We start from the raw sequence: 22,921 nt of genomic DNA, 5'->3' as shown, positions 1-22,921 counted from the left end.
AAATGAATTTGCCTATTGCCATGTTTCATCATATTGCTGATAACCCTCACCCCAGTTTGAAAGGTTGGACTATAAGTATAAATCAATTCAACATTTTTCTGGATTGTATAACCGAACGTGGTTATGAGACCACTACATTCGAAACCATTAACCTAATGAATCCGAATGCAAGTCTTAACAAAAAAATCATCATTACCTTTGATGATTGTCCAGCATCATTGTTTGATTACGTCGTGCCTGAGCTGCTAAGGCGGGGAATGAAGGCCGTATTTTTTATTCCAACGGCGCAGATTGGAGGTATAAATTTGTGGGATGTTGAGGAGCAGGGATTTGAAGCAGTTAGGTTGATGTCTGCCGATCAATTGAAATATCTTTCAGCAAGCGGCATGGAAATTGGCAGCCATGGAGACAACCATAAAAGACCAGAGCCAAACCAAGAGGCTTCCAAAAACGAAACCCATCAATCCAAAGCTATATTAACAGCGCTACTGGGTAAACAAATCACTTCTTTTTCCTATCCCTACGGGCAAATACCAAAACATTATCCTGCCCTATTAAAAAGTGCCGGTTATCAATTCGCGGCAGGTATTTATACGCCCTTTCAAACCAACCTTTCATTAAGAAGATTTGGCATCCATGAAAGCGATACCAAACAATCTATGAGCTTTAAACTTGGTCATATTTACAGGGGGTTGCGTTTCATTGGTGATCCTTTACTGCAGCTCTACAATCTCATCAGGGTTTAAATAGAGCTATCTTCCACTTTTGTCCGATCTGGTTTTCTACTGTATCCATTTTTAAAGGCTTGTAGTGCTTCGTTAATTTTTCCCAAATTACATCGTGTCCGATATAATCGCACATCGAGATAATCAGGTAGCCGTTTGGATATAAATTATCTCTGATTACCTTTTCTATCGTTTTTAGCGGCCGGTCAAAATAATAAAGCGTTTCGTTGAAAACGATTACATCAAATTTTTTATCCAGCTTTTTACGATCGAAATCCAGTTGTGAAAAATTCGCTTCAGGAAACTCTTTTTTCCCAATTTCGATAGCCTGTTTTGAGATATCAATTCCAAAATACTCTAGTGAATTCTTATTCTCTCTAAGGTAGTGGTACAAGACCCCTTGCCCACATCCTACATCAAGCAGCGTTGGCGCTCGGCAGTAGAGTTTCACATAACCGGAAATTATTTGATAGTGTTGCTTTTCATTATCGCTATATAGATAATCCCAAACACCGTTGCTAAATTGTTTCTCCCAAATACTTCGAGGTACTCTATTTCCAAATGCGAATCGCCAAAATATCTTTTGGTAAAGTATATTCCCAATTTTACTGGCAATTCTATCTACAAGTAAAAATCTCACTGCCATATACTTGATAAAAACATCGCCATATTTTTTTCGTATTATATCAACAAAGTGCTCATTGCTGCCTATTAACCTTATACTTATTTATTGCTAACTTACCTGAACCATTAACTTTAATGAAGCTAAAGCAAAGGTGTAGATTTTTATTTGGTATATCGATTTGACAATCCCTTTTTTTGATGGAAAAATGGGAAAACAAGGGCATCTTCTTCATACTATAATTTGATCCTTTGCTCTCACTACTTATCTGCTAAAAGAAGTTATTTCGAAATCCTAAAGCCGACATCTTAAATTCTACCTTAAAACAAAGTCACAATTCAATAGCGAATCACTATAAGTTTTAATGAATAAACCCATCTATCTAAATATTCGATACAAAGTATTTGATTAGCGGCCAATTCTTGATTTAGTTTGCTCACTATTTGGTTCTTTATTTTGACTCACCTCATTTATATTTGACTCACTTATCTGGTCACTAATGGCAGTAGAGGGCGGAAAGATGCGTTCTGTTTTTATAGGCTGCATTTCTTTAGAATAAACATTTAGGGTTTTCATCTCAGGATTTGCCGAAAGATACACGGGCTGAACTTTTCCATCGAGTTCTAAGGGCAGCTCAATTAAGTTCCCATACTTCAAAGCCCTGATTACTGCATCACGCTTCTGCATATCTTCCAAGCCTTTAAAGTTATAGCGGTCCACTGTTGCTTCAAGATCAAAGCCGTATCCCGGATAGAACCGGTTCAAAGGATGGTTGCCGCGCTCGTTAGTTACCTGCAAATCCAGTGAAAACCAAACAGGAATACGCTCTAAGGTATCTGCGCCACCATGGGTTAGGTCACGCAAAAAAATATCCTTTTGCAGAGAAAGGCCACATAAAAGTTTGTATGACTGCAGCGCTGTCATCCGGTGATGCTTTTCAATGTCAAAGATTTTTGAAACCGGCTGATCAGTGTTGTAACGCTTAAGTGTTGCTTCAAATCCATTTAAAAAGTAGGCATCGGTTTCTCTGGATTTATTAAACTGAAGATCAAAATGCATCATATCTACTCCTTTTCCAGGGTCGGAGCGGAATTCAGCAGGAATATATTTTTGATTTAGGCCAATGTTAAATGATTCTGGCTTTTTGTAAATAGCACTTTCCAAGACTGCATTAAGCCGCGTTCCAAAGCCAAGGTGGTCAAGCATTTTTTGTAGGTATTCTAAGTTATTCTGATTCATAATGGTAAAGTTTAAAGGTTGATGAAATTGATTATTGCTGGTTTATCTAACGCGGCTTTTAGAATTCTCTTGAGTAGTGAAAGCAATTTGCAGGGCTTTGTGTTCTTGCATAGTAGGCTCTGCTACACCTTGCATATCAGCGAGCGCTTTATTAAAAGAGGGAGTATGGTGATCAAGTTGCGTGCTAATATTACTTAGCGGCTGAATATCTTTAATTAATAGATAGGAAATGCCTCCATCCACCAGCACTGAAAGGATTAGTTCCCGGCGATCTGCAAGTAGGCCGCTCGCTTGGGTGACCCGGTGCTGAAATCGCGTTCCGTCCCCTAGTTCAATCAGTTCTCCTTTTTGAAAAGATTCCTTTTGCTCCTGATCAAGTATCATCCCATTTACCAGGTCTGGCGCTTGGACTTGTGGAACACTGTATCCAACGAAATCATTGGTAACCCGGTCATATTCGATGTTGTACATCTCAGAGATGCCTTCCTCAATCTGGATGCTCTTAGCAATAAAATCCTTCTTGCCTTCAATAAGCTGATGCATTTCATGATCAGTCAACAGCGAATGTTGCCTTGGGGAATGGTAGATGGGATTGATCAAAACTTCCACTTCATTATTTGCATTGCGGCGAAGGGAAAGCCGCGCATCCAGTCTTTCGATATCAAATTTTTCCCCCTTTAGCTCAAAAAGACTGATTAGCTCAGTGCGTCTTCCGGATAATAGCGCACTGATTTCTTCTGGATTAAGCAAGAGCTGGCCTTGGTGATAAATGCCGAGTTTTTCTAATTGCGCTAAAGGCAGATCGCTAGATTGAAATAATGTTTTCATAGGTTATCTTTTTAAGTTGTGGTTTTCAGTGGGTTTCTGCTCAGTAGGATTCTGCTCTATAGTAGATCCGAGCTGTGAACTTTTAATTCCGCTAAGCGAGTGATAAAGCTGGTCGTGTTTTGAAAGGGTGAAAACAATTCCCGAAGGCTGCTGCTCGACTTTGAGCCGCCCTTGTTTTAAATGGCCTTGAATCTTATAGATCTGTCCGTTATAACTGAGCTCATCCCCGGTGGATAAGTATTTTACAGTTCTTTGCGGATTACCATTTAACAGCGTTTCCGTGCTTGTATCCTTCTCCAGGAAGATTTCTTTCTTCTGCTCAAAAGCGCTTAGGAATGAAAATATCTTTTCCGCATCTGCAGCGGCACTGAAGATTTCAAATGGAGTATCTTCCAGTATCGATACCCAGCTCTCGATGTAGGCGGTATGCTGCGAGGGGGCATGTCCGATCCGAAACTCATCTCCTATTAGCATCGATGCGATCTCTGCCCGGAGTTCCTCTTTAGCATATGCTTCCATCCCGTTACTCATGAGTTCCGCTCTGTTTAATCTACCGGGATGCCCGGTCCAGTGGGCAAGCTCATGGAGCAGCGTAGCATAATATCCTGAAGAAAGCTCAAATTGAGACCGGTCAGGCATAGTGATCACATCATATAGCGGATGATAATAAGCCCGGTCTATAAACTGGTGTTCTATTTTAGCTCCGCTGGCAGCTATCAGCGATTCAGCCCTTTCCAGTGGATCCCATTTTACCTCCGTGCTGTTAGCTGGTGCTAGCAGTGGAAGTCCGCTCATCTGCTGAGCATTAAAAACCCAGGCATTACTGATGATGGGAGATTTGAGCTGGATTTGTTCCGAAATCGCATTACCTAACTCATCATAAATCCGGTTTCCCTTCTCATCAAGCAGGGTTTTATTCTGATGGGTTTTAATGAACTGGATCAAGGTGCCGTGCTCCTTGTGCTTAACCTTAAATCCAGCTGCTTCTGCCTGCTTGAAGGTGAGCCATCTGGGATCCTCAAATCCGCTCAACAATAAATTTATAGCGTTTATGCCTTTGTAACGCTGCCTGGTCTGTTGGTTGTAAGGCATTGAAAAGCCTGGGATACCTTTAGAATTCCAAGGCTTTTGCCAGGGAGCAGTTCCTTTTTTTAATTCTTCGATGAGCCTGCGGGCTACCTGAAGATACAGAGGGGTCTTATCCATCGCTTTGCCCTTTCTTGCTTTTTTCGCGGCAGTTTACTGCACTGTATCCAGCTTTAGCTAAACCCCTCGCCTGCCCGTGGCAGGGAAATAAAATATTATCTTTCATAATCATGGAGCCACTGCCCAGCTACTTTGAAGCTGAAGCAGAAATTTTAGTGGATGAATGGGTTGATTTTGATAGCGCACGCTGAAGTGAAGGTGCTCTGCGGTACTGCGGCCGGTGCTTCCTGAAATCCCGATCACCTCACCTGCTTTTACGCATGTTCCTTGTCTAATAAGAACTGCGGAGAGATGTCCATAGATGCTTTGAATTTCTCCATGAGCGATCCGAATAAAATTTCCAAGAAACGGATTGCTTGCGCAGCTTATCACTCTTCCCGCTAACACTGCATAGATAACCGAATGGTTTGCAGCCAAATCAACCCCGCTGTGAAAATCTTGCAGGCCGGTTATCGGATGAACTCTCAAGCCGTAAGGACTGGTGACGTGTAGAGCGGAAATGGGAAGATAAACCTGAGCAAATCCAGCTTGAGCAAAAAATAAGCTTAAGCAAATCCCTATGGCTGGACACAAAAGTTTCATCTCCCGCCCCTTTCTGCAGATAAGCCTCCTGAACTAGTGATTTGCGAGCTGAGACCAAGCTGGACGGACAAGCTAACGGTTGCGAACTGAGCTGCACTGGGACTGGATTTTAGAAGTTCCATCGCCTGCAGCTGAGCGCTTAAGCCTGTTTTTTCTTGTAGCATATTGACGCTGAGCAGTAACTTAAAATCCTGCATTTCCAGCTCCTTTGAAGAAGATAAAAGCTGTCCATAGAGCGCGTTTTTATCCTTCATTATTAAAACCTGGTCACTAGGAAAGCTGGAAAGTGATAGATCCCCGAAACTCACGCTTACCAAAGTACCTGCAGGGTTAAGACCAGATATAACCCCTAATTTCATTTTTCCATGCTGGGCTGAGTCTGAAACCAGTGCCAGCATACCTGAATATTTTTCCATAAAATTTAGCATTAAGATTTATTTGGGCCAGTATTAGCCCGGAGAAGTAATTAGCTAGCTGGAAAGCGGGATATGAGCCGCGCTACCTCAGCATTAATACGTTGGAAGTTCTCAGAAAGGATTTGTTCCTTTTTACCCTTAAAGTCATAATAGACTGGCATCTCAGGATACTGGGATTCTTCTTTTGCAATTTTTTCCAGATCCAGATTTACCTTACAATTAATCACTGAGGGCGAGAAGCTCCCGTTGTAGCTTTCGTCTGTATCACCAGCAAGCATACCGACGAGTTCTCCTGCCTTCAGTGAAGCAATTTTACCTGAAGGAATCAGGTGTTCTAATTTTTCGCTTAAAGAAATGGAAGTTTTATTGCGATCAATGGAAAGGCTTTCGCTGGTCTGTTTGACCTTACCAAAGAGTTTTTCTAACCAGTCAAGGGTTTCTTTATTGCGCACCGAACCGGAAAGCACGTTTCCCACAACAGCGCAAATTGTCGATGCTACTTCCTTGCCATATTGCTGTTGGAACTGGGGAAGCTCTTGGAGGCCCATTAATACTGCGACTTTATTGCTCCTAGCTGTAGCAATCAGGTTTTCAATCCTATGCACATATATTGTGGGCAGCTCATCGAGCAAAAGCGCACTGGGCAGATTCCCTTTGGAGTTAATGAGCCTGATAAGACGGTTCAGTACCACCGAGTAACAGGCTGAATTAATGTTCTGCGTATTGGGATCATTGGCCAGAATCAGGGTTGAAGGTGAGGAAGGATCACTGATTTTTAAACAAAAATCATCCCCGGAAAACACCCAAAAGGTTTCTTTGGTGGCCAGCCTGGAGATAAAAATTTTTAGCGTTCCAATCTGCCCTTCAAGCTGGTCAAAGGCTTTGGCCCGGTAAGCGCTCATAAACGGCGAGAGCAGTGAGCTGAGTTCCGCATTACTTACCAGCGCCGCAAAAATCTGATCATAAGAGCAGTTTAAAAAGCTGAGGATATGTGGCAATGTGGAATAACGGCCATTTTCATACCTGGAAAAAAAATAAATGCAGGCTGAGAGAAAATTAACCGCGCTCTGGGTAAAAAACTGATCACTCCCTGAAGATTTATCTCCCTTTTTTAAAGCTTCTACCAGCGCTTCTGCAGTCTCTGAAGCGTCTGCTAGGGTAAGGATATAATCCGGTCTTAATACATTAATCCGCTGTGAGTTTTCAAGCTGGTTTAAATTCAGTACGTGAAAGTTGTGCAGCGGCATTCGCCCCTGTTTTTTTGCTAGCAAAAAATGATGATAAGCGATCTGCGCAAGGTCACAAAACTTAAAATCATATAAGGCCAAACAAAAGTCCTTTTCTAGCAATTGACGGATAACAGGCATCACGATGCTGAAACTTTTTCCTGAACCAGGGGTTCCTATGAGCAGGGTACCGCGGAAAATATTCTCCAGGTTAATAAAACCAGTATGAACTTTTTTACGGTAATAAAAAAGCATAGGGATACATACCCTATAAGGTCCAGGCTTTGCTTTAGTGGACTGCATAAAAGATTCCTCTTCGATATTCCAGCGGTCTCTTCCCAGTTTTGCGCTAATAATCTTAGAGATATTGTCCATGGATATATGAATTAGGATCGTCCCTGCTACCAGGCAAAAGCAATAACTAAGCTCTTCCCAACCTAAAAGCAGCACGATCTCTCCTCCCCTTTTGTTCTGGAAGTAAAGACCACAGAAAAACAAAATAAGCCCAATGGATAACGGGTAGGCAATTGCCCTTTTAGCGTCCAACTCTTTCTGCTTTCTTGCCAGCGTCCCAATAGATACTAAAACGATCAGCAGCAAAGTAAATAACCTGGAGAATAGCGGAAGAGTATAAATTATGATTTTAGAAAGCGCTGATAAAGGCCGCAACATCCAGTAGCTGGAAAGAAAATGCGGCAAGGGTGTTTTAGTACAGTAAACAAAAATCAGGATATCTAAACAGATTGAAAAATAAATGCAGAACTGCAAAAAACGGTGCAGTGCTTGCTGCTCTTTGCTTTCTTCCATAATAGCCGTTTAAAAACTGTCAGCATGGATCAAATCAGCATATGCAATGTTTAAGCTTAAGGTCCGGCTGGAAGGCTGTTTTTCACTCAAAGACACTTTGAGCAGTTTTTCGCTGGAAAAACTCACTTTTTTAATGACATAAATGTTGCGAAAATTCTTTTTAAAGCTGCATGGAGCATAAAGGGAAAACACTGGCTGAATTTCGATGGACTGTTGGTTTGTGGCCCTGTGGATTTTTTTATCTTCGATGCTGAAGCGCACCTGATCGATATCATACTGCATTAAAGTCTCATTTTTAAAACTGATATCTAAAAAAATCAGCTCTCCAATCGAGTAAACCTGACTTAATTCTGCTGAAATGCCCCGCATGCTCATCCTAGTTAGCGGATGCTTGACTCTTTTGAGGAGCATATCCATTGCATGGGATTTTATCTTTAGGGTAGAAATTTCACCCGGCGCTGGGTCTAAGGGAACCATCATGCTGGGAAGAATTTCGATATCAACCGCTGATTGATTTGCTAAGCCCGGTGGCGAGAGCAGCAGGTGATACTGGGCCATAAAAGTCTCGCCTACTATGGTGACTACGCCTAAATCAGCGCTTGACATATTCTTTTTTAACGAGTCAGTATTAATTTTAATGCTAAGCAAATTCTTTAGGGGCAGCTCACCGGTAATGAATTTAAGGGGTAAATCCACATAGCGAATTGGCTCCGGCGAGCGGAAATGCAGGCTGCTATTCGTGCTGATTTCAATTGTAGCAATAGCCGAAAGCGGCCTATAGCCGGACTCTTGCCCAAACAGGCTGACCACGGCGAATAACAGGGAGATTAGACACAATATTTTTTTCATTTTTCTTTTTCTTTAAAATTGTTTTGTCTGGACTTAAGCTCGCCTGGATCAACCAGGTAAATTATCGAGGCGTAATTGATCCGGGCTTTATTTTGCCGGATCAGGCGGCTGGCCGCACCACTGGAAGACTGGAACACCCTGCCAAGCAGGCTCATGAGCTGTTTATGCTCTTCACCGGATTCATTGAGCTCTAGGTTCCCAATCGAGGAGCCGGCGAGCTCTTTAGAAAACTCCCTGAATACAGAAGAAGGCACATAAATGCCGCGCTGACCATCGCGGTCGTAAACGCTTAAGTTTACGGGCAAGATTTCTCCGTCAATGAGCGCAGAGCTGACGCTCACCTGAACGCGCTGGGCAGAAAAAGAGGAAATCACCCCATACAGGTAACTGCCTTTTTTAATCAGGAATTTTCCAGCCCATATATCGCAAAGCAGACGCATGCGAATTCTGGAACCAGAAAATCCGGTAACCTGTTCATCGATTACAGCCGGAATATTCACCCCTTGCTTTTCTAGCGTGGTAATGGTGTTAAAATTTCGGGCCTTCGCGGGGCTGACCATACTCACTTTTAAAGCGCTCTGTTTAACGCCACCAGAGAATTCTTCAAGCGTTTTTTGCTTTGCTTCAGCGGATTTGCGCCCGGGATCATTGGCTTTGCCCATACTATCGATAATAGCCATCTGCGCCCTGAAGAGTTCCATTGGATCTTTAGCCCGGGGCTGCTGGAGCTCTAAGGGCTTATCCCCAGGCTGCATCGCACTTAGCGCTGCGCTAAGTGCACGCTCCTGCGCTAACTGAGACCTGCTGAATTCTTTTGCGCTACTGAAATTATTCAGCGGTATTGCTTGTTTCCCTGCAGTGCTTTTTTGCATTCCGGCGTACCGCGATCGGATCGAAAGCTCAATAGAATCCAGCATACGTTTTTCTTTTTCTGAATAAACAGAGCTTCCTTCAGCTTTTAGCGGATCTTCATCAGCTAAATTCTCTACCGCGCTATAACCATCTCCTTTAGTGAATTTATCCTGAAAGGCCTGGAGCTTATCCTGCAGCTTTTGGCTTTGAACCTGGGAAGAAACTTCCGCAATTTCACTCTTCAAGTTCATTTGTGCGGAATCACGCTGACTTTTGGCAAGAGAAGAACTCCGGCTAAAAACGCTGAATAAAATCAAAATAAAAGGCAGGCAGATCAGTGGCAGAATATACCTGGGGCTTTTAAGGTTTATCTTTTTCATCAGAGAGGATTTTGGATTGAAGTATTTTGATTTGACGGGTAATTTCCCCTATTCTAGCACTGTCTTTAGAGCTGATATGCTTGGCAGATAATTTACCATTCAGCTCACTTTGCAGCAACAGTACCTGAGACAGAGCTGATGCTGCCGTTAATGCGCCACCCATTTGGGAAACTCCCGGCGGCTTATGCTTAAAGGAAACGCTGGCAGATAAATGGGGAACTTCAGGATGCCTAAGCACAGTAAAACAAAGGATAAGCGAAATAATTAAGACCGTTGACATCAGTGCTAGACTTCCTTTAGGGTGCTGGGTTAACAGCTGCCTAAATCTGTATGCTATTGCGCCGAGTTGACTGGAAATCGGGCCATGCAGCCGGCTAAGATTGAATGTATTTTTCATCTTGTTTTTCATTTATAATGGATTTTTTTGAACGCTGGACAAATCTTTATTTTCAAGGGTCTTCCAGCGGGTAATCAGCACCGCATGCGGGTTATTTTCTGACCTGGCTGCCAGATCGCTTAAATATCCTTCGGTTACCAGCGAGCGGGTGATTACCGAACTTCTCCGGTCGATTCTCTGGGTACCATAGTAGCGGAAATACTTGTTTTTCTCATCGAGAAAAATCGAGTCAGCCTGAATAGTCAGCACAGCTGAGGAAGAAAGCACTGAAGAGAAAAAGTTGCGTTCTTTTAAGTTATTGTACTGCTGGACCCCGCTTTCATCAATCAGGTACATCGCCTGGCGCATCTGGCTTTCGATATATTTTTCATCCGGGCTTAGCGAAAAGAAAAGGCTATGGAACCGCGCAATATCTGCCCGGTACTCTGCTGCCCGGTTAGCCTGTAAATCCGTCCTTTTTGCTACTATGGGAATATTCCCTGCGTCCAGCAAATAAATGCTTTTTCTGGCATCACTCACCTGCCTGTAGGCAAAAAAGCAAACCACTACACTCACCACAAGACAAAGCAAAAAGCTCGTTAGACATAAAAAGCTGGCCAAGCGGATTTTGGATTCAATGTTTTTAATCAGCATAACTATCCTCCCACCACGCTAGTAGCCACGCTTTGCATCTTGGAAGCCCCTGAGCTCATCGCGCTGGTCGCTGAGTTTACCCCCGAAGTGGATACAATCCAGGTGGAGATACTGGGAACGGTAAACATGGTGAGCGCCCCGATAATAAAAGTGATAATGACTATACCAAAAGACAGCACACCGTTTGATGCAAACCAGGTCAGTTTTTCCATGCTCTCACCAGATCCTTCCAGCAGTTCCTGGTAGCGGCTAATTTCCGCCTCCAAGGCAAAATGCTGAAAGAGTGAGGCCACATACATCACTAAATACCCAATGCCAGAATACAGGTTTACCGAGATAAACCTGGCAATCCAGGTGGAAAACGAATCTCGGAAGGCTGGCAAAATACTCATCGCTACCGAAAAAGGCCCCAGGATAATCAGGATGGTAGAGAAAATGATTTGCACAATAAATATTACATATACACTGATGCGCAAAATCCAGATAGCAAGGGTTTCAAGTAGCGAACTTGCCAACAACTGAAGCCCGATCTGCAAGCGGTTGCGCATTTCCACCACCGGATTCCAGAGCTTCGAAAAACCTTCTTTTACTGAACTTTGCACCGATTCCCATGCATGCTCATACCAGCTGTCGGCTTCCTGCTTGGCAACCTCTGTCTCGGCCTGGATTTTAAAGAGCTCGTCAGCCACATCTACCATCAGCTTGGCACGCTGCATGCGTAGTGCATTGATTTCCCCTTGGCTTGTGTCAAAAAGTGCCGAAGAATTATTTTCGATGATTTCGGTGGGAAAGGCGACCACTTTGGTAAATACTGGCCACCAGAGAATGACCATCGAAAGGCCAAACGGCCTGAGCAGCGGCATAATTTCCAGTCTTTTATCCCCTGAGATCATCTCATAGGCTTTAATGGCAAAAAAAATGAGCATGAAAATGGCGCACAGCACCTGCGCATCGGCAATAAAAGCATCGTAATTCGTCCAGATGGCAGATTTCATCTGTTTTAAAAAATGCATCGTCCCTTCATCGTACACCCCATTTCCCTGCAAAAAATTAAAAGTTTCCTTGAAAGAATCATTAACTGATGGCGGAGTTGACTGCACAAAAAAACCGGCAGTGCCGGTTGATATTAACAAGCTATTCATTGCCTCCCCCTACTCTTAATTCTGCTTCTTTAAGTATTCTATCTGCAATTGCGATATCAATTTTACCCCATTTAGAAAGGGTTTTGCGAGCCCCGGAAGCAGTTTTTTTCACCTCTGAAATTGAAATGTATTTTCCTGCCAGCCGCTTTTTTTCAAGCCAGGTAGCCTGGAGCTTTTGATATTCACCAAGTAACCGCTGATAAGATAGCAGCCGTTCGCCGCGCTCAAGGGTTGTGCTGCGCGTGAGCTCCAGCCGCTCTGCAATCTCGTCCTTTTCAGCTAAATACCACTGATAGATTCCGCTGGAGACCAGGTATTTTTGCTCCTTTTCCCCTGCCCCGTCCAAAGGGTTCCTTTCAGGATAAATCAGCGGGGAGAATTGCTTTTGGTAATACAGTAGCCATAAAGGATCTAAATCAGAAAGCAGGCCAGTATAAACTGAGGACTTCGATAAAGCAGAATTCCTGAGGGTATCGCTATGCAGCCTGTATGCTTCATCGGCGCTTGAAGTGGCAGCTGTGAGCATTAACCGCTGGGTCTGCGGACCGAAAGGGCCTAATGGACGCAGATCCGTTTTGGGGTAATTTGGATGCAGTGCCCAGGTGGCCCAATAGAGTGGATTGAGTCCTAAAAATCCTGGTCTTGGTGTAAACTTACCCCTGTCCCAGGATTTAAATACCATACGCTCCTGCTGGTGCTCAATGTGTTCATCATGAATCAGGCGCTGGGCCCGGGCTAAAAGACTTCCTGCACATAGCAGGAGAAATAAGAATAGTCTAGTCATTTTCTTTTTAGTGTTTTTAAGTTAAATAGCAGATTTTCTACCATCCGCTTATCGGTGTTAATAAAGCCTTTATAGGGATTTATCGTCTTAAGCATCCCATTCACCTTAACCCAGTACATGCACTTTTTGATACTATACAGCAATGCCCGGATGGTTTTAAGTTCCAGGGAGATCTTTTTTAAAAGCTGATCGCGGCTGGCATAATCCATGAGCAGGTTTTCCCCTTCCTTAATCACAACAGCTGATACCTGTTCAACTAGCCTAAGCCCCCTGTTTCGCAGCTGCTCGCAGCTCCCTTGAGCAAAAAGCAAAAGCGCGGGTGAAGAGCGCGCAGCATCTAGCACCGCATTGCTTTCAGTGATAATTTCGGCGCTTAGCTGCCCAATCTGGCGCAGCGCTTGCGCACTTTTCAAGCCGTTTTCAACCTGGGTTAACGAGGCATAAATGAGCTGTTCGGTGAGTATAACGCCAGCTAAATTGAGCTGAATCTGTTTAAACTGGGAGGTAATTGCTCTCAGGTCAGACTGATGAGCAAGTTCTGCTGAAAGCCGCACTGCATTATTTTCGCTCACAATGGCAAAATGCTGGCGGTCGAAAACGATGCGCTGGGCTATCGCCTGGATGTTAAAGCTTAAGACAAGTAACAAAAGAATGAGTTTCATTTTTTTTAAGGTTTTAGTCTCGCTAGGTTAATGATTCGCTCTACCAGGGCGCGGTCGCGGGCGGTGAAATTTGAAAAAAGGTTGCTTTTATTCTTTTTTGCCATAGCTGATGCCCTCATAACCAGGCAAAGCCCTTTTAAGGTGCCGGATATTGATCGCAGCTGACTGATCACGCCGCTAAAAAGTAGCTTGCGGTTTGCAGCGCTCATCTGGGATAGCTCAGTATAACTTAAAGCAAGGCCATATAAAAATTTTAAAAGTTGCCCTGAACGCTCAGCAAGGTCTCTTTGCGCAGCTAATGCCAAAGGGATCTGCATGGGGTCCTGTCCGCAAAGCACAATCAGCTCAGATTCATGAGCATAAATCTCCGAAATTAATGGAGATGCTTCAAGACTGATTTGAAGCGTACTGATCAGCGGACCCGCAAGCGAAAACCGCGAAGAAATCTGCCGGTAAGTTTCTTTCAAGTTCCCCATTTCAGCTTTATTGAGGGATTCATTAGCAAGGGTTACCCCGTGCTTATCCCTTAGCTCACTCTGGCGCCTATGCTCTGATTTACTCTCAGCAACCAACTGATGCAAAAGGGCAATGTTAATTTGGGCCTGAAGGCTAATGCTAAAGCCTAGTAGCGCGAAGAAAAGTAATACCTTTTTCATCGCTTTAGGATTTTAGCTTTAGATAGCACCTCCTCTGCAATGCGCTTATCGATATTGATAAACCCGGCGTAGGGATTAATTGAGGCAAAGAATCCGCGCTGCTTCGCCCAATACATCGAGCGGTAAATCCCGTAGGATACTCCCCGGATGATGCTTAGTTCAAGCACAATTCTAGACAGCAGCTTTGCTCTCTGGCCAGAATCCATTAGCGACTCCCTCCCTCCGTGCAGCACAAAGGCGCTTACCTCGGTTGCCAGACGAGCGGCGCGGGTTTTAAATTCCTGGGCGCCACTTTGGGCGAACAGCAATAGCTGAGGATTGCTTTTAGCAATCAAAATCGCTTTATTCGCATCCTGGATAATATCCTGGGAAATATCAGAGATATCTTTTACTGAGAGTAGCGATCCCATTACAGCGGATACTTCGCTTAATCCCCTGTAGATATTCCGCTGCAAATCATTGGCTATAGCTAACTGGCCGGTGAGGGAAAGCTGGGCTTTTTGGATTAAGGTAAGCTCACTGCTGCTCTTTTTTAGCTGGGAATCCATCATCGAAGATCCCGCTGCGACTGCGCCCGAGGTTACAGGGTCAACATAAATTTGCGCGCGCAAAGAAAATGCTGCCAATTGCATTAAAAGCAGCAAAAAAATGATTGTTTTCATAAGCCTAAAATTTTAAAGTGAATGGTTAACTTTTTTCACAAAAGCATCTAAAGAAAGTCCCGAAGACTCCATTTCGGCAATGAAGGATTCGAGCCCCTGATGAAAGGATCCCTCCCTGGAAATGTAGTATTCCAATGCCCGCTTTTCAGGCTTTTCGGTTGAGAATGTGAGATACTGCCGGAGCGATACTTCTACCCCATAAACTTCTCCCACAAGACCCCTTCTGATATACACTTCCTTGAATCTACTTCGGCCCGATTTATTATCCAGGGCATTGATGGTGAAGATTTTTCTTTGTTCAGCAGCGTTTAGTGAGAGCAGAGTAGATACCTGGGCATAGTTTTCTTTAAACTTACCCTGGTCTAAAAGGCAGATGGTATCTGAGTTGGCAATGATACTATCTTTTACAATAGCATTCCCGATAATATCTCCGAGTTCCTGAGTAACCACAATGGCCTCTCCCCAGAATTTACGTACTGTTTTATACATATAAACCAGGTAAGATGCCATTAATGGAGAAGCGATCGCCTTATCGGGTAGGTCGGCGGGATTACTCCCGCTTTCCCCCCTAAGAACCGTACGTGAGAGTTTCCCCTCATACGGCTCAAGCAACTTAAAGCCCATATATATGAGCCGGCTCATGTTAACCTCAACTTGAGTTGGTCGTGGCTTCTGCGGCAAGGTTTATGTACCAATGTGATGCGAATGTCTTCACCAAACCTGCGTTTGGTAATAGCCCATTCATCATCCGCATTGATATCCCTACCACATAAATCACATTTACGGTCTTGCTTCAACCACAATGCTAACAGGGTCTTTTTACCATCCAAAGCTTCAAGCATTCTAAACACTTTGCGCTTTTGAAAGTAAGGTTCCCATTCTTGGTCAAAAGGGTTTGCATCCTGTTTGATCTGAATATGTCTGAGTATTTTAAAGTCGTACGCTCGTTTAAGGGAAAAGACTTCGCTTGTTCCTTTGTATCCAGGCGTATCAGTCGCAAAACACCAGTTTCTGTTCTTGATCCTGCGGAAATACCTTTCTGAAATCCAGTATCTCCCCTTTTTAGGATGTCTCCTTAATGCCCAAGACCATAGCTTGTGAAACATCAGGAAATCAACTTTCCTAAAGGTATCTGAGGCTGCACTAGTTTTAAAATAGTTCGCCCAACCAGTTATTACGGGGTTTAATTGCCTAATGAGAACATCCTGGCGACTGGTTTTATTAGCACGTATAATGCCTCCAATCTTTTCGGATAGTTTCGAAAGACTTGCCTTTGATGGTGAAGTCATAACAGATCCATTATCATGCTCACGAATGTTGAAGCCTAGAAAGTCGAATCCATCAGTAATATGCGTTATCTTGGTTTTCTCATGTGAAAGCGATAAACCTCTTTCTGCAAGGAATTCTTTAACTAACGGCAACACTTCTGTTTCCAATTGTTCTTTAGTTCTACCCGTGATAATGAAATCATCAGCGTAGCGGATCAATTTTACCTTTGGTACAATTACCACCTTGTTGACTTTTCTGATTTTAAACTTACTTGCAATCAATGACTGCAATCCATCCAACGCAATATTGGCCAGAGTTGGTGAGATGATACCACCTTGCGGAGTACCTTCGTGAGTGGAAAAGCGCTCATTCTTAAAGATGAAACCACATTTCAGCCATTTTTGGAGAATGCTTTTGTCCATCGGAACATTAGCAAGTAACCACTCATGGCTGATGTGATCAAAGCATCCTTTGATATCGGCTTCAAGTACCCACTCTGGAGAATAACTCTTTGATAGCAGGCTATGCGCAAACTGCAATGCATCCTGGGCGCAACGTTCCTTGCGGAAACCATATGATGGTCCGTCCGCTGTTGTTTCAGCGACTGGCTCTAAGGCCAATAGATACAATGCCTGCATTGCCCTGTCTTTCATTGTAGGAATTCCCAGAGGACGCTCCTTACCATTGCTCTTTTTAATATTAACCCGTTTTAACGGTTGAGGTTGATAACCTCTCCTTTTCAGGTCGTTGATCGCCCGAAATTTAGCAATTGGGGTAGACCACAATTTGTTGTCCACTCCCGCCGTATTCCTACCTTTGTTAGAGGTTACCCGCTTTACTGCCAAAGCTTTGGCATAAAACGAATGAGTCAGTAGCCATTGCAAAGCTTTCACTTTGTTATGTCTGAACTCTTTTTGAGCCTTTACAAGTCTAACTTGTAGCTTTCTAACTTCTGATTCACATTTGTCCCAGTCAATACTGTTCCAGTGGGAAACTTGATCAGAAGGCGCACACGATTTTTCAATTACGTTCATTTGCTTTCCTCCTTTTGAAAGTTCTAATAGTTAATTGTAATAAGTTACCATACGGAAGTCTGCCCGCTTTCGCGTGGGGTGACATTGAAACCCCTATCCAGCCCATTACAGGATGGCCTTCGCTTTTTCCGCGTTCTTATACCCGCACCGCTATCGGCTTACCTTGCGGTTCGCTTTCCTGATTGAAACAGGAACGGTACGGGCTTACCGAGTTCTACATAAGTGACAAATGAATGGGTTAGGCTCTGTCTATCCACCGGCAGTGCTAATGTTCGTGTATCCCATGCTTGGACTGGGATAACCGACTGCTTCCCTTTTGGGTTATAGCCTATCAGTATCTTTGGCTAGTGCGAAGTTACGATGGTTCAATCGACAGTTCACTTATGTTAGCCATACCACTCAACCTTGAGCCCCAATCTTATGATACTAAAGATTGTTGCTAAGCCTCACGGCTTATGCTCCTTCATCCGAAAGGGCTCTTTTACTCGGCAGCTTCATACAAAACCGTTACCAGTAATGCATGTGCCGATAGGTTACTGCTGACGAAACAACAGGTCTGGTCATAGTGCCAGACAATCACTTATGCAACTTCTCGTCGCACCCACGCTTCTTCTAAAATAATTGCTTTTCTCTGCTGGCTACGGTGGCGCATCTTTTGCAAAAAAACATCCATAATGATCAGTGTGATAATAGGAAAGAGTACTTTATGCTCGCGGATCGCATCGATTTCGAAAACGATAAAGGGTTCAGAAAATAAAGATTCATCCACCTTTTCATTGAGCAGGCTTCCAAATTCCTCGCCCGAGCAAAACTTTTTAAGCACATAGCGGTATTCATCCAGATCGAAGCTCACGCGTTCCTGCTGCTTAATCTTTGCTATTTTTTCCAGTGAATACGCATAAAAAGAATCGAAGCTTAAAGGAGGTGGGGCTTCAGCTGAAAAATACTGGGCATAGTAGGCCGAAATCACCCCGGAAATTACTGTATCCTCTACCTGGGATACTTCTCCCTGAGCTCCGCGGAAAAGCAGGCAAATCAGCGTTTTTAAAAAGTCTTTTTTTTCAATATTATATTCAAGGCGTGAAATGGCGAAAGGGTTCATGGTAATGGGATGCTCTTCGCTGTAGGTGAGGTAGCGTCCGTTGAAATAGGCGCAAAGGCCACTATAAGAATGCCCAGTATCGACAATAACCACGTCCATATTATAGCCCATATACTGCTGGATGAGTGCGTTCATAAAAAATGATTTTCCTGATCCTGATCCACCCAGTACGAATTTTGAGCGATTAGAAATCCTTCCGCTTCTCATGGGCAGATCAGCTGGATCTATACCAATAGGAATACCCTGCCTATCGGTGAAGTGGATCAAAAAATCACTCTTTTCACTCTCCGCAAGCTTTTCTTTAAACATCAAACATACCGCCGCCTGGCAGCTTAACAGATACCAATCATAGCTTTTTAGCGATACCCCGTTTCCAGGAAATACTGAGCGGTATAGCTCTAACTGATTGTAGGCATTTTTAGAGGGAATAATCCCGCTGGAGAAAAGCGAAGACTCAATATAATTAACGGCTTTAGCCATATCATCCCTTCTTGCGCACAATAGCATATTGTAATGTGCGTTGACCAGCAGCTGGTTTTCCCTAGCAACTTCCACCAGCAATTTATCAATGTCCTCCACGCACATTTGGTTTGCAGGATCGGGAATGCCAGCATGGCGTTTACGCTTCAGGGAAAGCTTATTTAAGGTTAGCCCTTGTGGTGGAATTTCCAGCAACTGGTTATAAATTAAGCATTCGTAGCTGGGAAGTTGATGCAAGAAGTAAAGGTTATCTAAAGGAAAGCCATTAAAAGCCTTTCCATCAGTCTTCTCTTTGAAAGTGCCAAGGCTCATGGGAAGATCTATTGCGTCGATATCGATCAGCGAAATGCTTTTGATTTGTTTTTCTCCTATTTCCAACCCATCCGCTTTGGCTTTTAGGTTGTTAAGGGAAATGTGCGCGGAGGAAAAGTCCATGGCCAGAATGCGCTTGATGAGCGTGTTGATTTCCTTTTCTTTAAGTAGCACTGGTTCAAGGCCATTTTGATGAAGTAAATCAATCACCTTGGTTACTTTGGAGCTAAAATCAGCCAAGGCTTTTGGATCATAGACATAAAAACTCCCTTTTTTTATCTGCCGGGTCAGTGTCAGGTAAGTTGTGATTTTGCTGTATGACCTACCTTGGAAATGATCGTAATAACTCTGCTGCAAGAATTCATCACTTTTTTTAGCCTGGTAAGCCATAGCAGAAAAAATATCCTGCTTCTGGATAATATGCCCTTCGCCTAGGATTTTTATCACATTGACCAGTAAAAGGTGAAAGGAAAGATAACTGGCACCTTCAGCGCAATACTGAAGCACTGGATTGGTCATTTCAATAATGACCGAAAAATCTCCACGCTCCCCGTAAAGCAGGTCCATGTCTGCAGATGCTGTGATCCCGCAATAAGGCAGCTCAAAGGTTTTCTTTGTTTTCATAACGGATATTGATGTTTAGGGGTTGAATGAAAATTCCATTGTGCCTGGATTTACTGTGCAATCCCTTTTTTTGCTGGGAAAGCACATAATAAAGCATCACGCCGATGCTACCAAGGGCCACAGCAGCACCCAGGTACATATTAATAAAAGCGCCGGTAGTTCCGCCCAAAATGAGCCCACCGACAAGTGCTACCGCACCCCAGGCGATGAATTTTCCCTTAAGGCCTTTATAGCTTAAGGGCTTCTGGAGCCCTTTATAAACTGGAAAGGTTTGCGGAGCGTTCATACGCCAAAAAATGCTTTGATGACCACCGAAACCAAAACCAAAAAAAGGCAAGAGCCTCCCCAGCTCATCACTTCTTTATTGATATCCCTGTCGCCAGAATTCCACTTGATATACACCATTACCCCACCAATGAGCCCAACGACCGCGCCAATGCCTAAAATCAAATTCCCTACCGGATCGACGTAGCTGGCCAGTGAAGAGGTTGCGGCATTGATCCCGGTAGTGCCTCCGCCTTGCGCGTAGAGGGAGCCCGAATACAATAGGGAGGCAAAAGAGATCGATAATACTTTTGTTTTTTGCTTGTTCATAATTTTAAAGTTTAAGGTTTAAAGAATCAACTACAGACCAAAGAGCGCGCGAAGGAATACCGAGCAGAGTAAAAGAAAAAGGCTAGAAAAAAACCAGCCCATCACCTGAGCATCGATATGGTGCCGGCCAGATTGCCAGTTCAAAAATACCCGCAGTCCTCCGAGCATGCCAACGATCGCGCCCAGCACCAGACTCAAATCAGAAAAACTATAATAATAGCCGTGCATGGAAGAGCTGGCCTGGTAAAATTCCCTGATCCCGGGGGGATCCTGCAAAAAGAGTGTAGTTCGGTTAATACCAATCAATATGCGTAAAGAGGGTAAAATTCCATTCCAGTACATAGGGCTAGAAATTAAGTAGGAATCTGCCTGGTGAAAAGGATAGCATCATTAGCTGCGAGCTCCATTAATTCTCCAAAAAGTACTCCGCCTGAACTGCGAATCTCTCCCGAGCTTAGCAGCTCCTGGGGCCCATTCGCATTCCCGCTGGGCTCAGGGCTATAAACTGAAGCGTCGATGGGCTCTTCTAAATCGGCGAGCGAGATCATTAGCGAAGGTTCACTAGTGCCAGTCAACTTGGGTTTCAAGAGATCAAAAGCGAGATTGGCCAGATAATAAAGCAGGTAAACTGCGCCAAGGCCATAAATAAATGGGGTCCAATTGGTCATAATAAAAAAATTAGGTTTATAAATTGCTATGCTTGTTTAGTGAGATAAAGCGAGTAAATCAGATCCAGGGTTGCGCAGTAGCGTTCAATCAGTTGGGAATCCAATTTAAGGGAGCTAATGCGCTGAAAACCGATATGCTCACCAATACCAGTACTCAACGGGGAAATCTGGCGCAATAAGGAATCGATTTCCAGCTTAAATTCATAACCCGCTGAGCTGACAATGCGGTTGGGTAGAAAAACCAGTGAGAGGTCTGTTTTAATTCTTTTGGCGAGGCTGGCAAAATAAATGGTTGAATTCAGGGTCGGCCTGTCGTAACAAAATGGGCAAAATAAAAGATCCAGCTTTAAGATTACACCAAGGATCCGCTCGTCATGCATACTGGAAGGAAGTTCGATGAAAACATAAGCATCATTTTCAGCGGCAAGCCTTGCATATAAAAGCTCAAAATGCGATAAATCACAATGATAGTATTCAAAAGGCAATTGGTGCTCTAGTATGGCTGATCTTTCAAAAAGGAGTCCAAGCATGCCCCCAACCTGCATATCGATAAGATAAATTTTCTTTTTTTCTTTGCTGGCCAGGTAACTGACTAGGAGTAAAAGCAGCGTACTCTTACCCGTTCCTGGCTTAATGTTGCCAAATGCAATAACCATAATGAAAATGTTAGCGGTGATAATTAGAAGTGATTTGCGTTTAAGTCTAACGCTGATGCTGCAGTTTCGAGATAAGTGGCTCCTGGGTTACCTTTCCAATGAAGCGCTGCAAATCCATGAGCTCTTCACCAGCGAACAATTGAGCCAAATGGTGATCGATTAGCACAAAGCTGGTAACGGTTTTATTTGAAAAAAGATAAACCACCTCTAAATTAGCTGCTGATAATAAAAAATCAGCTAAATCGGACCTATAGCCGATTATTTTCCTCCAGGATCCACCAGGCCCTAACTGATAAATGGGTTCAGGGCGTCTACAATGAATAAGTATAGCGCTGGAAATAAAAGATTGTATTTCCTTGGTTCTTCTATAGTCTGGTTTGGCCGCAGAAAGTCCCTCCAGCAGCGCATCCCTTCGAATCCTAAGCAAAGTCTTCCCGTATTTACGCACCAGAAAATTATCCTTATGGCTAAAGAACCGGTATCCTTTTTGGTTAAATAAGAGCTTTAGTTGAACGGTACTGCTGCAGCGGTATTTGATTAGCCGGGAAATATCATCTTTAAATAGCTTTTCCTCATCCACCCCGCAGATCCTGTTTAGCTCAGTGACCGCGCGCATGCGGTCAAAAGAATCAGATATCTTACTCCCATCTATCCTCACGTCGGTAGACACAATGTGAATGTGCCGGTTAGGGGTATCTTTATGTAAGAAAATCAGGTAAGGTTGCTCCTTATAGCCCATCGCCTCTAGCCACTTGTGTGCAATATCTAAAAATACCTTTTGTTCTATTTGGCTGCCTTTGGTAGATAACACCGCATGAAACTGATCGAAATGACTTCTTGCATTTAGCGAGGAGATTGCGCCAAAATAATGTTCGATATCAATTGTGCGAATAAAGCTGTAAGCCTTTAATAGTTCCATGTTACGAGCGCTTAATAGCTCGGCCACCCCGGTATTCACTTTCTCCATATTATAGCTTACCGCTGGAAATCCTTTAGCTTTAGTAAATAGGCGTACTACGGTGTTCATAAGCTGTTTCTTTTGCGGTTCATTCTAATCATCATCATCCTGATGGCTTTGGTAAGGCACTCGGTCACTGCCTCAAACTCACGGGCAATTATCTTTTGGAGAAAGCGCTGTTCTTCATTTACCTCATCAATTGGCTTTAGCTTAAGTGCTTCGCTTACTTTTTGCAATTGCGCATTTATCTGGGAATAATCAGCACCAATTTGGGTAAATACCTGTAGTAGCGCTGCTGGGTTTACGTCCAGCATCTGCCCATAAATAATCTCTTGCCTGATAAGTTCTGAGATGGTAATGCCCATTGGGGTGGCAAAGGCAAGAAGTCTGGAATACTCATGATCACTCAGGTAACAGCGTACTAGGTTCCCGCGGCGACCAGATCTTTTTATTTGGTTCATAAAACGCAGATTAAGAAATAATTGTTAGATCAAAGGCCTTCTTTTTTTCGGCTTGCTAATCCAAATTGATCATTTGAATCTCAAATTGGGATGCA

Annotated in this window: 27 protein-coding genes; 1 reads left to right on the top strand and 26 read right to left on the bottom strand. The window is 43.5% G+C overall.

Annotated features, from left to right (window positions below; translation table 11 throughout):
- Positions 1-2 precede the first annotated feature (2 nt).
- A complete protein-coding gene (locus BLR37_RS16505; RefSeq protein WP_090770442.1) occupies positions 3-746 on the top strand; it encodes a polysaccharide deacetylase family protein in 744 nt (247 codons plus the stop codon).
- Here BLR37_RS16505 and BLR37_RS16500 read toward each other — a convergent pair.
- The 26 genes from BLR37_RS16500 to BLR37_RS16375 all read right to left on the bottom strand — a co-directional run bounded on the left by BLR37_RS16500 (position 736) and on the right by BLR37_RS16375 (position 22,826).
- Positions 736-1,371, bottom strand: coding sequence for a class I SAM-dependent methyltransferase (locus BLR37_RS16500; protein ID WP_090770440.1), 636 nt, complete (start codon positions 1,369-1,371; stop codon positions 736-738). The two genes, BLR37_RS16505 and BLR37_RS16500, sit on opposite strands and share 11 nt — an antisense overlap.
- A 384-nt stretch (positions 1,372-1,755) precedes the next feature.
- On the bottom strand, positions 1,756-2,586 hold the full coding sequence (locus BLR37_RS16495) for a hypothetical protein (RefSeq protein ID WP_090770438.1): 831 nt from the start codon (positions 2,584-2,586) through the stop codon (positions 1,756-1,758).
- Positions 2,587-2,628: 42 nt separating this feature from the next.
- The gene (locus tag BLR37_RS16490) at positions 2,629-3,414 is read right to left on the bottom strand and encodes a DUF4099 domain-containing protein (RefSeq protein WP_090770436.1); all 786 of its coding nucleotides are present in this window, start codon (positions 3,412-3,414) and stop codon (positions 2,629-2,631) included.
- A 3-nt stretch (positions 3,415-3,417) separates the two neighbouring features.
- Positions 3,418-4,620 (bottom strand): ArdC family protein, encoded by a 1,203-nt coding sequence (locus BLR37_RS16485; RefSeq protein ID WP_090770434.1) that lies wholly within the window; start codon positions 4,618-4,620, stop codon positions 3,418-3,420.
- A gap of 108 nt (positions 4,621-4,728) precedes the next feature.
- Positions 4,729-5,202, bottom strand: coding sequence for a M23 family metallopeptidase (locus tag BLR37_RS16480; RefSeq protein ID WP_090770432.1), 474 nt, complete (start codon positions 5,200-5,202; stop codon positions 4,729-4,731).
- Positions 5,199-5,618, bottom strand: a complete 420-nt coding sequence (locus BLR37_RS16475; RefSeq protein WP_143009598.1) for a hypothetical protein — start codon at positions 5,616-5,618, stop codon at positions 5,199-5,201. Before BLR37_RS16475 ends, BLR37_RS16480 begins: the two co-directional genes overlap by 4 nt.
- 50 nt (positions 5,619-5,668) lie before the next feature.
- Positions 5,669-7,651 carry a type IV secretion system DNA-binding domain-containing protein gene (locus BLR37_RS16470; protein WP_090770428.1) on the bottom strand — a complete coding sequence of 661 codons (1,983 nt, stop codon included), beginning with the start codon at positions 7,649-7,651 and terminating at the stop codon, positions 5,669-5,671.
- Between the two features lie 9 nt (positions 7,652-7,660).
- Positions 7,661-8,500: a DUF4138 domain-containing protein gene (locus tag BLR37_RS16465; RefSeq protein ID WP_090770426.1), complete on the bottom strand. Its 840-nt coding sequence runs from the start codon at positions 8,498-8,500 to the stop codon at positions 7,661-7,663.
- A complete protein-coding gene (traM, locus tag BLR37_RS16460; protein ID WP_090770424.1) occupies positions 8,497-9,732 on the bottom strand; it encodes a conjugative transposon protein TraM in 1,236 nt (411 codons plus the stop codon). Before traM ends, BLR37_RS16465 begins: the two co-directional genes overlap by 4 nt.
- Positions 9,713-10,129 (bottom strand): hypothetical protein, encoded by a 417-nt coding sequence (locus BLR37_RS16455; RefSeq protein ID WP_143009597.1) that lies wholly within the window; start codon positions 10,127-10,129, stop codon positions 9,713-9,715. Before BLR37_RS16455 ends, traM begins: the two co-directional genes overlap by 20 nt.
- 12 nt (positions 10,130-10,141) lie before the next feature.
- On the bottom strand, positions 10,142-10,762 hold the full coding sequence (traK, locus tag BLR37_RS16450) for a conjugative transposon protein TraK (protein WP_090770419.1): 621 nt from the start codon (positions 10,760-10,762) through the stop codon (positions 10,142-10,144).
- 2 nt (positions 10,763-10,764) lie between these two features.
- Positions 10,765-11,904 (bottom strand): TraJ family protein, encoded by a 1,140-nt coding sequence (locus BLR37_RS16445; RefSeq protein ID WP_090770417.1) that lies wholly within the window; start codon positions 11,902-11,904, stop codon positions 10,765-10,767.
- Positions 11,897-12,688, bottom strand: coding sequence for a hypothetical protein (locus BLR37_RS16440; protein ID WP_090770415.1), 792 nt, complete (start codon positions 12,686-12,688; stop codon positions 11,897-11,899). Before BLR37_RS16440 ends, BLR37_RS16445 begins: the two co-directional genes overlap by 8 nt.
- Positions 12,685-13,350 (bottom strand): hypothetical protein, encoded by a 666-nt coding sequence (locus BLR37_RS16435; protein ID WP_090770413.1) that lies wholly within the window; start codon positions 13,348-13,350, stop codon positions 12,685-12,687. Before BLR37_RS16435 ends, BLR37_RS16440 begins: the two co-directional genes overlap by 4 nt.
- 5 nt (positions 13,351-13,355) lie before the next feature.
- Positions 13,356-14,006: a hypothetical protein gene (locus BLR37_RS16430; protein ID WP_090770411.1), complete on the bottom strand. Its 651-nt coding sequence runs from the start codon at positions 14,004-14,006 to the stop codon at positions 13,356-13,358.
- Entirely contained in the window at positions 14,003-14,668 is a 666-nt protein-coding gene (locus BLR37_RS16425) for a hypothetical protein (RefSeq protein ID WP_090770409.1), read from the bottom strand. The genes BLR37_RS16430 and BLR37_RS16425 overlap by 4 nt, the downstream gene beginning before the upstream one ends.
- 12 nt (positions 14,669-14,680) lie before the next feature.
- Positions 14,681-15,310 (bottom strand): TraG/VirB4 family ATPase, encoded by a 630-nt coding sequence (locus tag BLR37_RS16420; protein WP_208599670.1) that lies wholly within the window; start codon positions 15,308-15,310, stop codon positions 14,681-14,683.
- Entirely contained in the window at positions 15,307-16,971 is a 1,665-nt protein-coding gene (gene ltrA / locus BLR37_RS16415; RefSeq protein WP_090770407.1) for a group II intron reverse transcriptase/maturase, read from the bottom strand. The genes BLR37_RS16420 and ltrA overlap by 4 nt, the downstream gene beginning before the upstream one ends.
- A gap of 580 nt (positions 16,972-17,551) precedes the next feature.
- Entirely contained in the window at positions 17,552-19,489 is a 1,938-nt protein-coding gene (locus BLR37_RS16410; RefSeq protein WP_090770405.1) for a TraG family conjugative transposon ATPase, read from the bottom strand.
- Complete coding sequence (locus BLR37_RS16405) at positions 19,467-19,775, bottom strand: hypothetical protein (protein ID WP_090770403.1); 309 nt, start codon at positions 19,773-19,775, stop codon at positions 19,467-19,469. Before BLR37_RS16405 ends, BLR37_RS16410 begins: the two co-directional genes overlap by 23 nt.
- Positions 19,772-20,083, bottom strand: a complete 312-nt coding sequence (locus BLR37_RS16400; protein WP_090770401.1) for a DUF4134 domain-containing protein — start codon at positions 20,081-20,083, stop codon at positions 19,772-19,774. Before BLR37_RS16400 ends, BLR37_RS16405 begins: the two co-directional genes overlap by 4 nt.
- 30 nt (positions 20,084-20,113) lie before the next feature.
- Positions 20,114-20,425, bottom strand: coding sequence for a DUF4134 family protein (locus BLR37_RS16395; RefSeq protein WP_090770399.1), 312 nt, complete (start codon positions 20,423-20,425; stop codon positions 20,114-20,116).
- A gap of 11 nt (positions 20,426-20,436) precedes the next feature.
- A complete protein-coding gene (locus tag BLR37_RS16390; RefSeq protein ID WP_090770398.1) occupies positions 20,437-20,751 on the bottom strand; it encodes a hypothetical protein in 315 nt (104 codons plus the stop codon).
- A 26-nt stretch (positions 20,752-20,777) separates the two neighbouring features.
- Positions 20,778-21,407 (bottom strand): P-loop NTPase family protein, encoded by a 630-nt coding sequence (locus BLR37_RS16385; protein WP_090770396.1) that lies wholly within the window; start codon positions 21,405-21,407, stop codon positions 20,778-20,780.
- Between the two features lie 46 nt (positions 21,408-21,453).
- Complete coding sequence (locus BLR37_RS16380) at positions 21,454-22,434, bottom strand: relaxase/mobilization nuclease domain-containing protein (protein ID WP_090770394.1); 981 nt, start codon at positions 22,432-22,434, stop codon at positions 21,454-21,456.
- Positions 22,431-22,826, bottom strand: coding sequence for a hypothetical protein (locus BLR37_RS16375; protein ID WP_143009596.1), 396 nt, complete (start codon positions 22,824-22,826; stop codon positions 22,431-22,433). Before BLR37_RS16375 ends, BLR37_RS16380 begins: the two co-directional genes overlap by 4 nt.
- Between the last annotated feature and the right edge of the window lie 95 nt (positions 22,827-22,921).

The sequence above is a fragment of the Pedobacter soli genome (assembly GCF_900101435.1).
Classification (GTDB): domain Bacteria; phylum Bacteroidota; class Bacteroidia; order Sphingobacteriales; family Sphingobacteriaceae; genus Pedobacter; species Pedobacter soli.
This window is presented reverse-complemented; position numbering and strand designations above follow the sequence as displayed.

What these genes read in the sequence shown, in the direction of transcription:
- traK (WP_090770419.1), bottom strand. Translation starts at nt 10,762, where the DNA reads ATGCTGATTAAAAACATTGAATCCAAAATCCGCTTGGCCAGCTTTTTA.
- BLR37_RS16495 (WP_090770438.1), bottom strand. Translation starts at nt 2,586, where the DNA reads ATGAATCAGAATAACTTAGAATACCTACAAAAAATGCTTGACCACCTT.
- BLR37_RS16430 (WP_090770411.1), bottom strand. Translation starts at nt 14,006, where the DNA reads ATGAAAAAGGTATTACTTTTCTTCGCGCTACTAGGCTTTAGCATTAGC.
- BLR37_RS16410 (WP_090770405.1), bottom strand. Translation starts at nt 19,489, where the DNA reads ATGAAAACAAAGAAAACCTTTGAGCTGCCTTATTGCGGGATCACAGCA.
- BLR37_RS16480 (WP_090770432.1), bottom strand. Translation starts at nt 5,202, where the DNA reads ATGAAACTTTTGTGTCCAGCCATAGGGATTTGCTTAAGCTTATTTTTT.
- BLR37_RS16485 (WP_090770434.1), bottom strand. Translation starts at nt 4,620, where the DNA reads ATGGATAAGACCCCTCTGTATCTTCAGGTAGCCCGCAGGCTCATCGAA.
- BLR37_RS16420 (WP_208599670.1), bottom strand. Translation starts at nt 15,310, where the DNA reads ATGAGCCGGCTCATATATATGGGCTTTAAGTTGCTTGAGCCGTATGAG.
- BLR37_RS16425 (WP_090770409.1), bottom strand. Translation starts at nt 14,668, where the DNA reads ATGAAAACAATCATTTTTTTGCTGCTTTTAATGCAATTGGCAGCATTT.
- BLR37_RS16400 (WP_090770401.1), bottom strand. Translation starts at nt 20,083, where the DNA reads ATGAACAAGCAAAAAACAAAAGTATTATCGATCTCTTTTGCCTCCCTA.
- BLR37_RS16445 (WP_090770417.1), bottom strand. Translation starts at nt 11,904, where the DNA reads ATGAATAGCTTGTTAATATCAACCGGCACTGCCGGTTTTTTTGTGCAG.
- BLR37_RS16500 (WP_090770440.1), bottom strand. Translation starts at nt 1,371, where the DNA reads ATGGCAGTGAGATTTTTACTTGTAGATAGAATTGCCAGTAAAATTGGG.
- BLR37_RS16390 (WP_090770398.1), bottom strand. Translation starts at nt 20,751, where the DNA reads ATGACCAATTGGACCCCATTTATTTATGGCCTTGGCGCAGTTTACCTG.
- BLR37_RS16455 (WP_143009597.1), bottom strand. Translation starts at nt 10,129, where the DNA reads ATGAAAAATACATTCAATCTTAGCCGGCTGCATGGCCCGATTTCCAGT.
- BLR37_RS16475 (WP_143009598.1), bottom strand. Translation starts at nt 5,618, where the DNA reads ATGGAAAAATATTCAGGTATGCTGGCACTGGTTTCAGACTCAGCCCAG.
- ltrA (WP_090770407.1), bottom strand. Translation starts at nt 16,971, where the DNA reads ATGAACGTAATTGAAAAATCGTGTGCGCCTTCTGATCAAGTTTCCCAC.
- BLR37_RS16385 (WP_090770396.1), bottom strand. Translation starts at nt 21,407, where the DNA reads ATGGTTATTGCATTTGGCAACATTAAGCCAGGAACGGGTAAGAGTACG.
- BLR37_RS16435 (WP_090770413.1), bottom strand. Translation starts at nt 13,350, where the DNA reads ATGAAACTCATTCTTTTGTTACTTGTCTTAAGCTTTAACATCCAGGCG.
- BLR37_RS16380 (WP_090770394.1), bottom strand. Translation starts at nt 22,434, where the DNA reads ATGAACACCGTAGTACGCCTATTTACTAAAGCTAAAGGATTTCCAGCG.
- BLR37_RS16440 (WP_090770415.1), bottom strand. Translation starts at nt 12,688, where the DNA reads ATGACTAGACTATTCTTATTTCTCCTGCTATGTGCAGGAAGTCTTTTA.
- BLR37_RS16505 (WP_090770442.1), top strand. Translation starts at nt 3, where the DNA reads ATGAATTTGCCTATTGCCATGTTTCATCATATTGCTGATAACCCTCAC.
- BLR37_RS16395 (WP_090770399.1), bottom strand. Translation starts at nt 20,425, where the DNA reads ATGTACTGGAATGGAATTTTACCCTCTTTACGCATATTGATTGGTATT.
- traM (WP_090770424.1), bottom strand. Translation starts at nt 9,732, where the DNA reads ATGAAAAAGATAAACCTTAAAAGCCCCAGGTATATTCTGCCACTGATC.
- BLR37_RS16405 (WP_090770403.1), bottom strand. Translation starts at nt 19,775, where the DNA reads ATGAACGCTCCGCAAACCTTTCCAGTTTATAAAGGGCTCCAGAAGCCC.
- BLR37_RS16490 (WP_090770436.1), bottom strand. Translation starts at nt 3,414, where the DNA reads ATGAAAACATTATTTCAATCTAGCGATCTGCCTTTAGCGCAATTAGAA.
- BLR37_RS16465 (WP_090770426.1), bottom strand. Translation starts at nt 8,500, where the DNA reads ATGAAAAAAATATTGTGTCTAATCTCCCTGTTATTCGCCGTGGTCAGC.
- BLR37_RS16375 (WP_143009596.1), bottom strand. Translation starts at nt 22,826, where the DNA reads ATGAACCAAATAAAAAGATCTGGTCGCCGCGGGAACCTAGTACGCTGT.
- BLR37_RS16470 (WP_090770428.1), bottom strand. Translation starts at nt 7,651, where the DNA reads ATGGAAGAAAGCAAAGAGCAGCAAGCACTGCACCGTTTTTTGCAGTTC.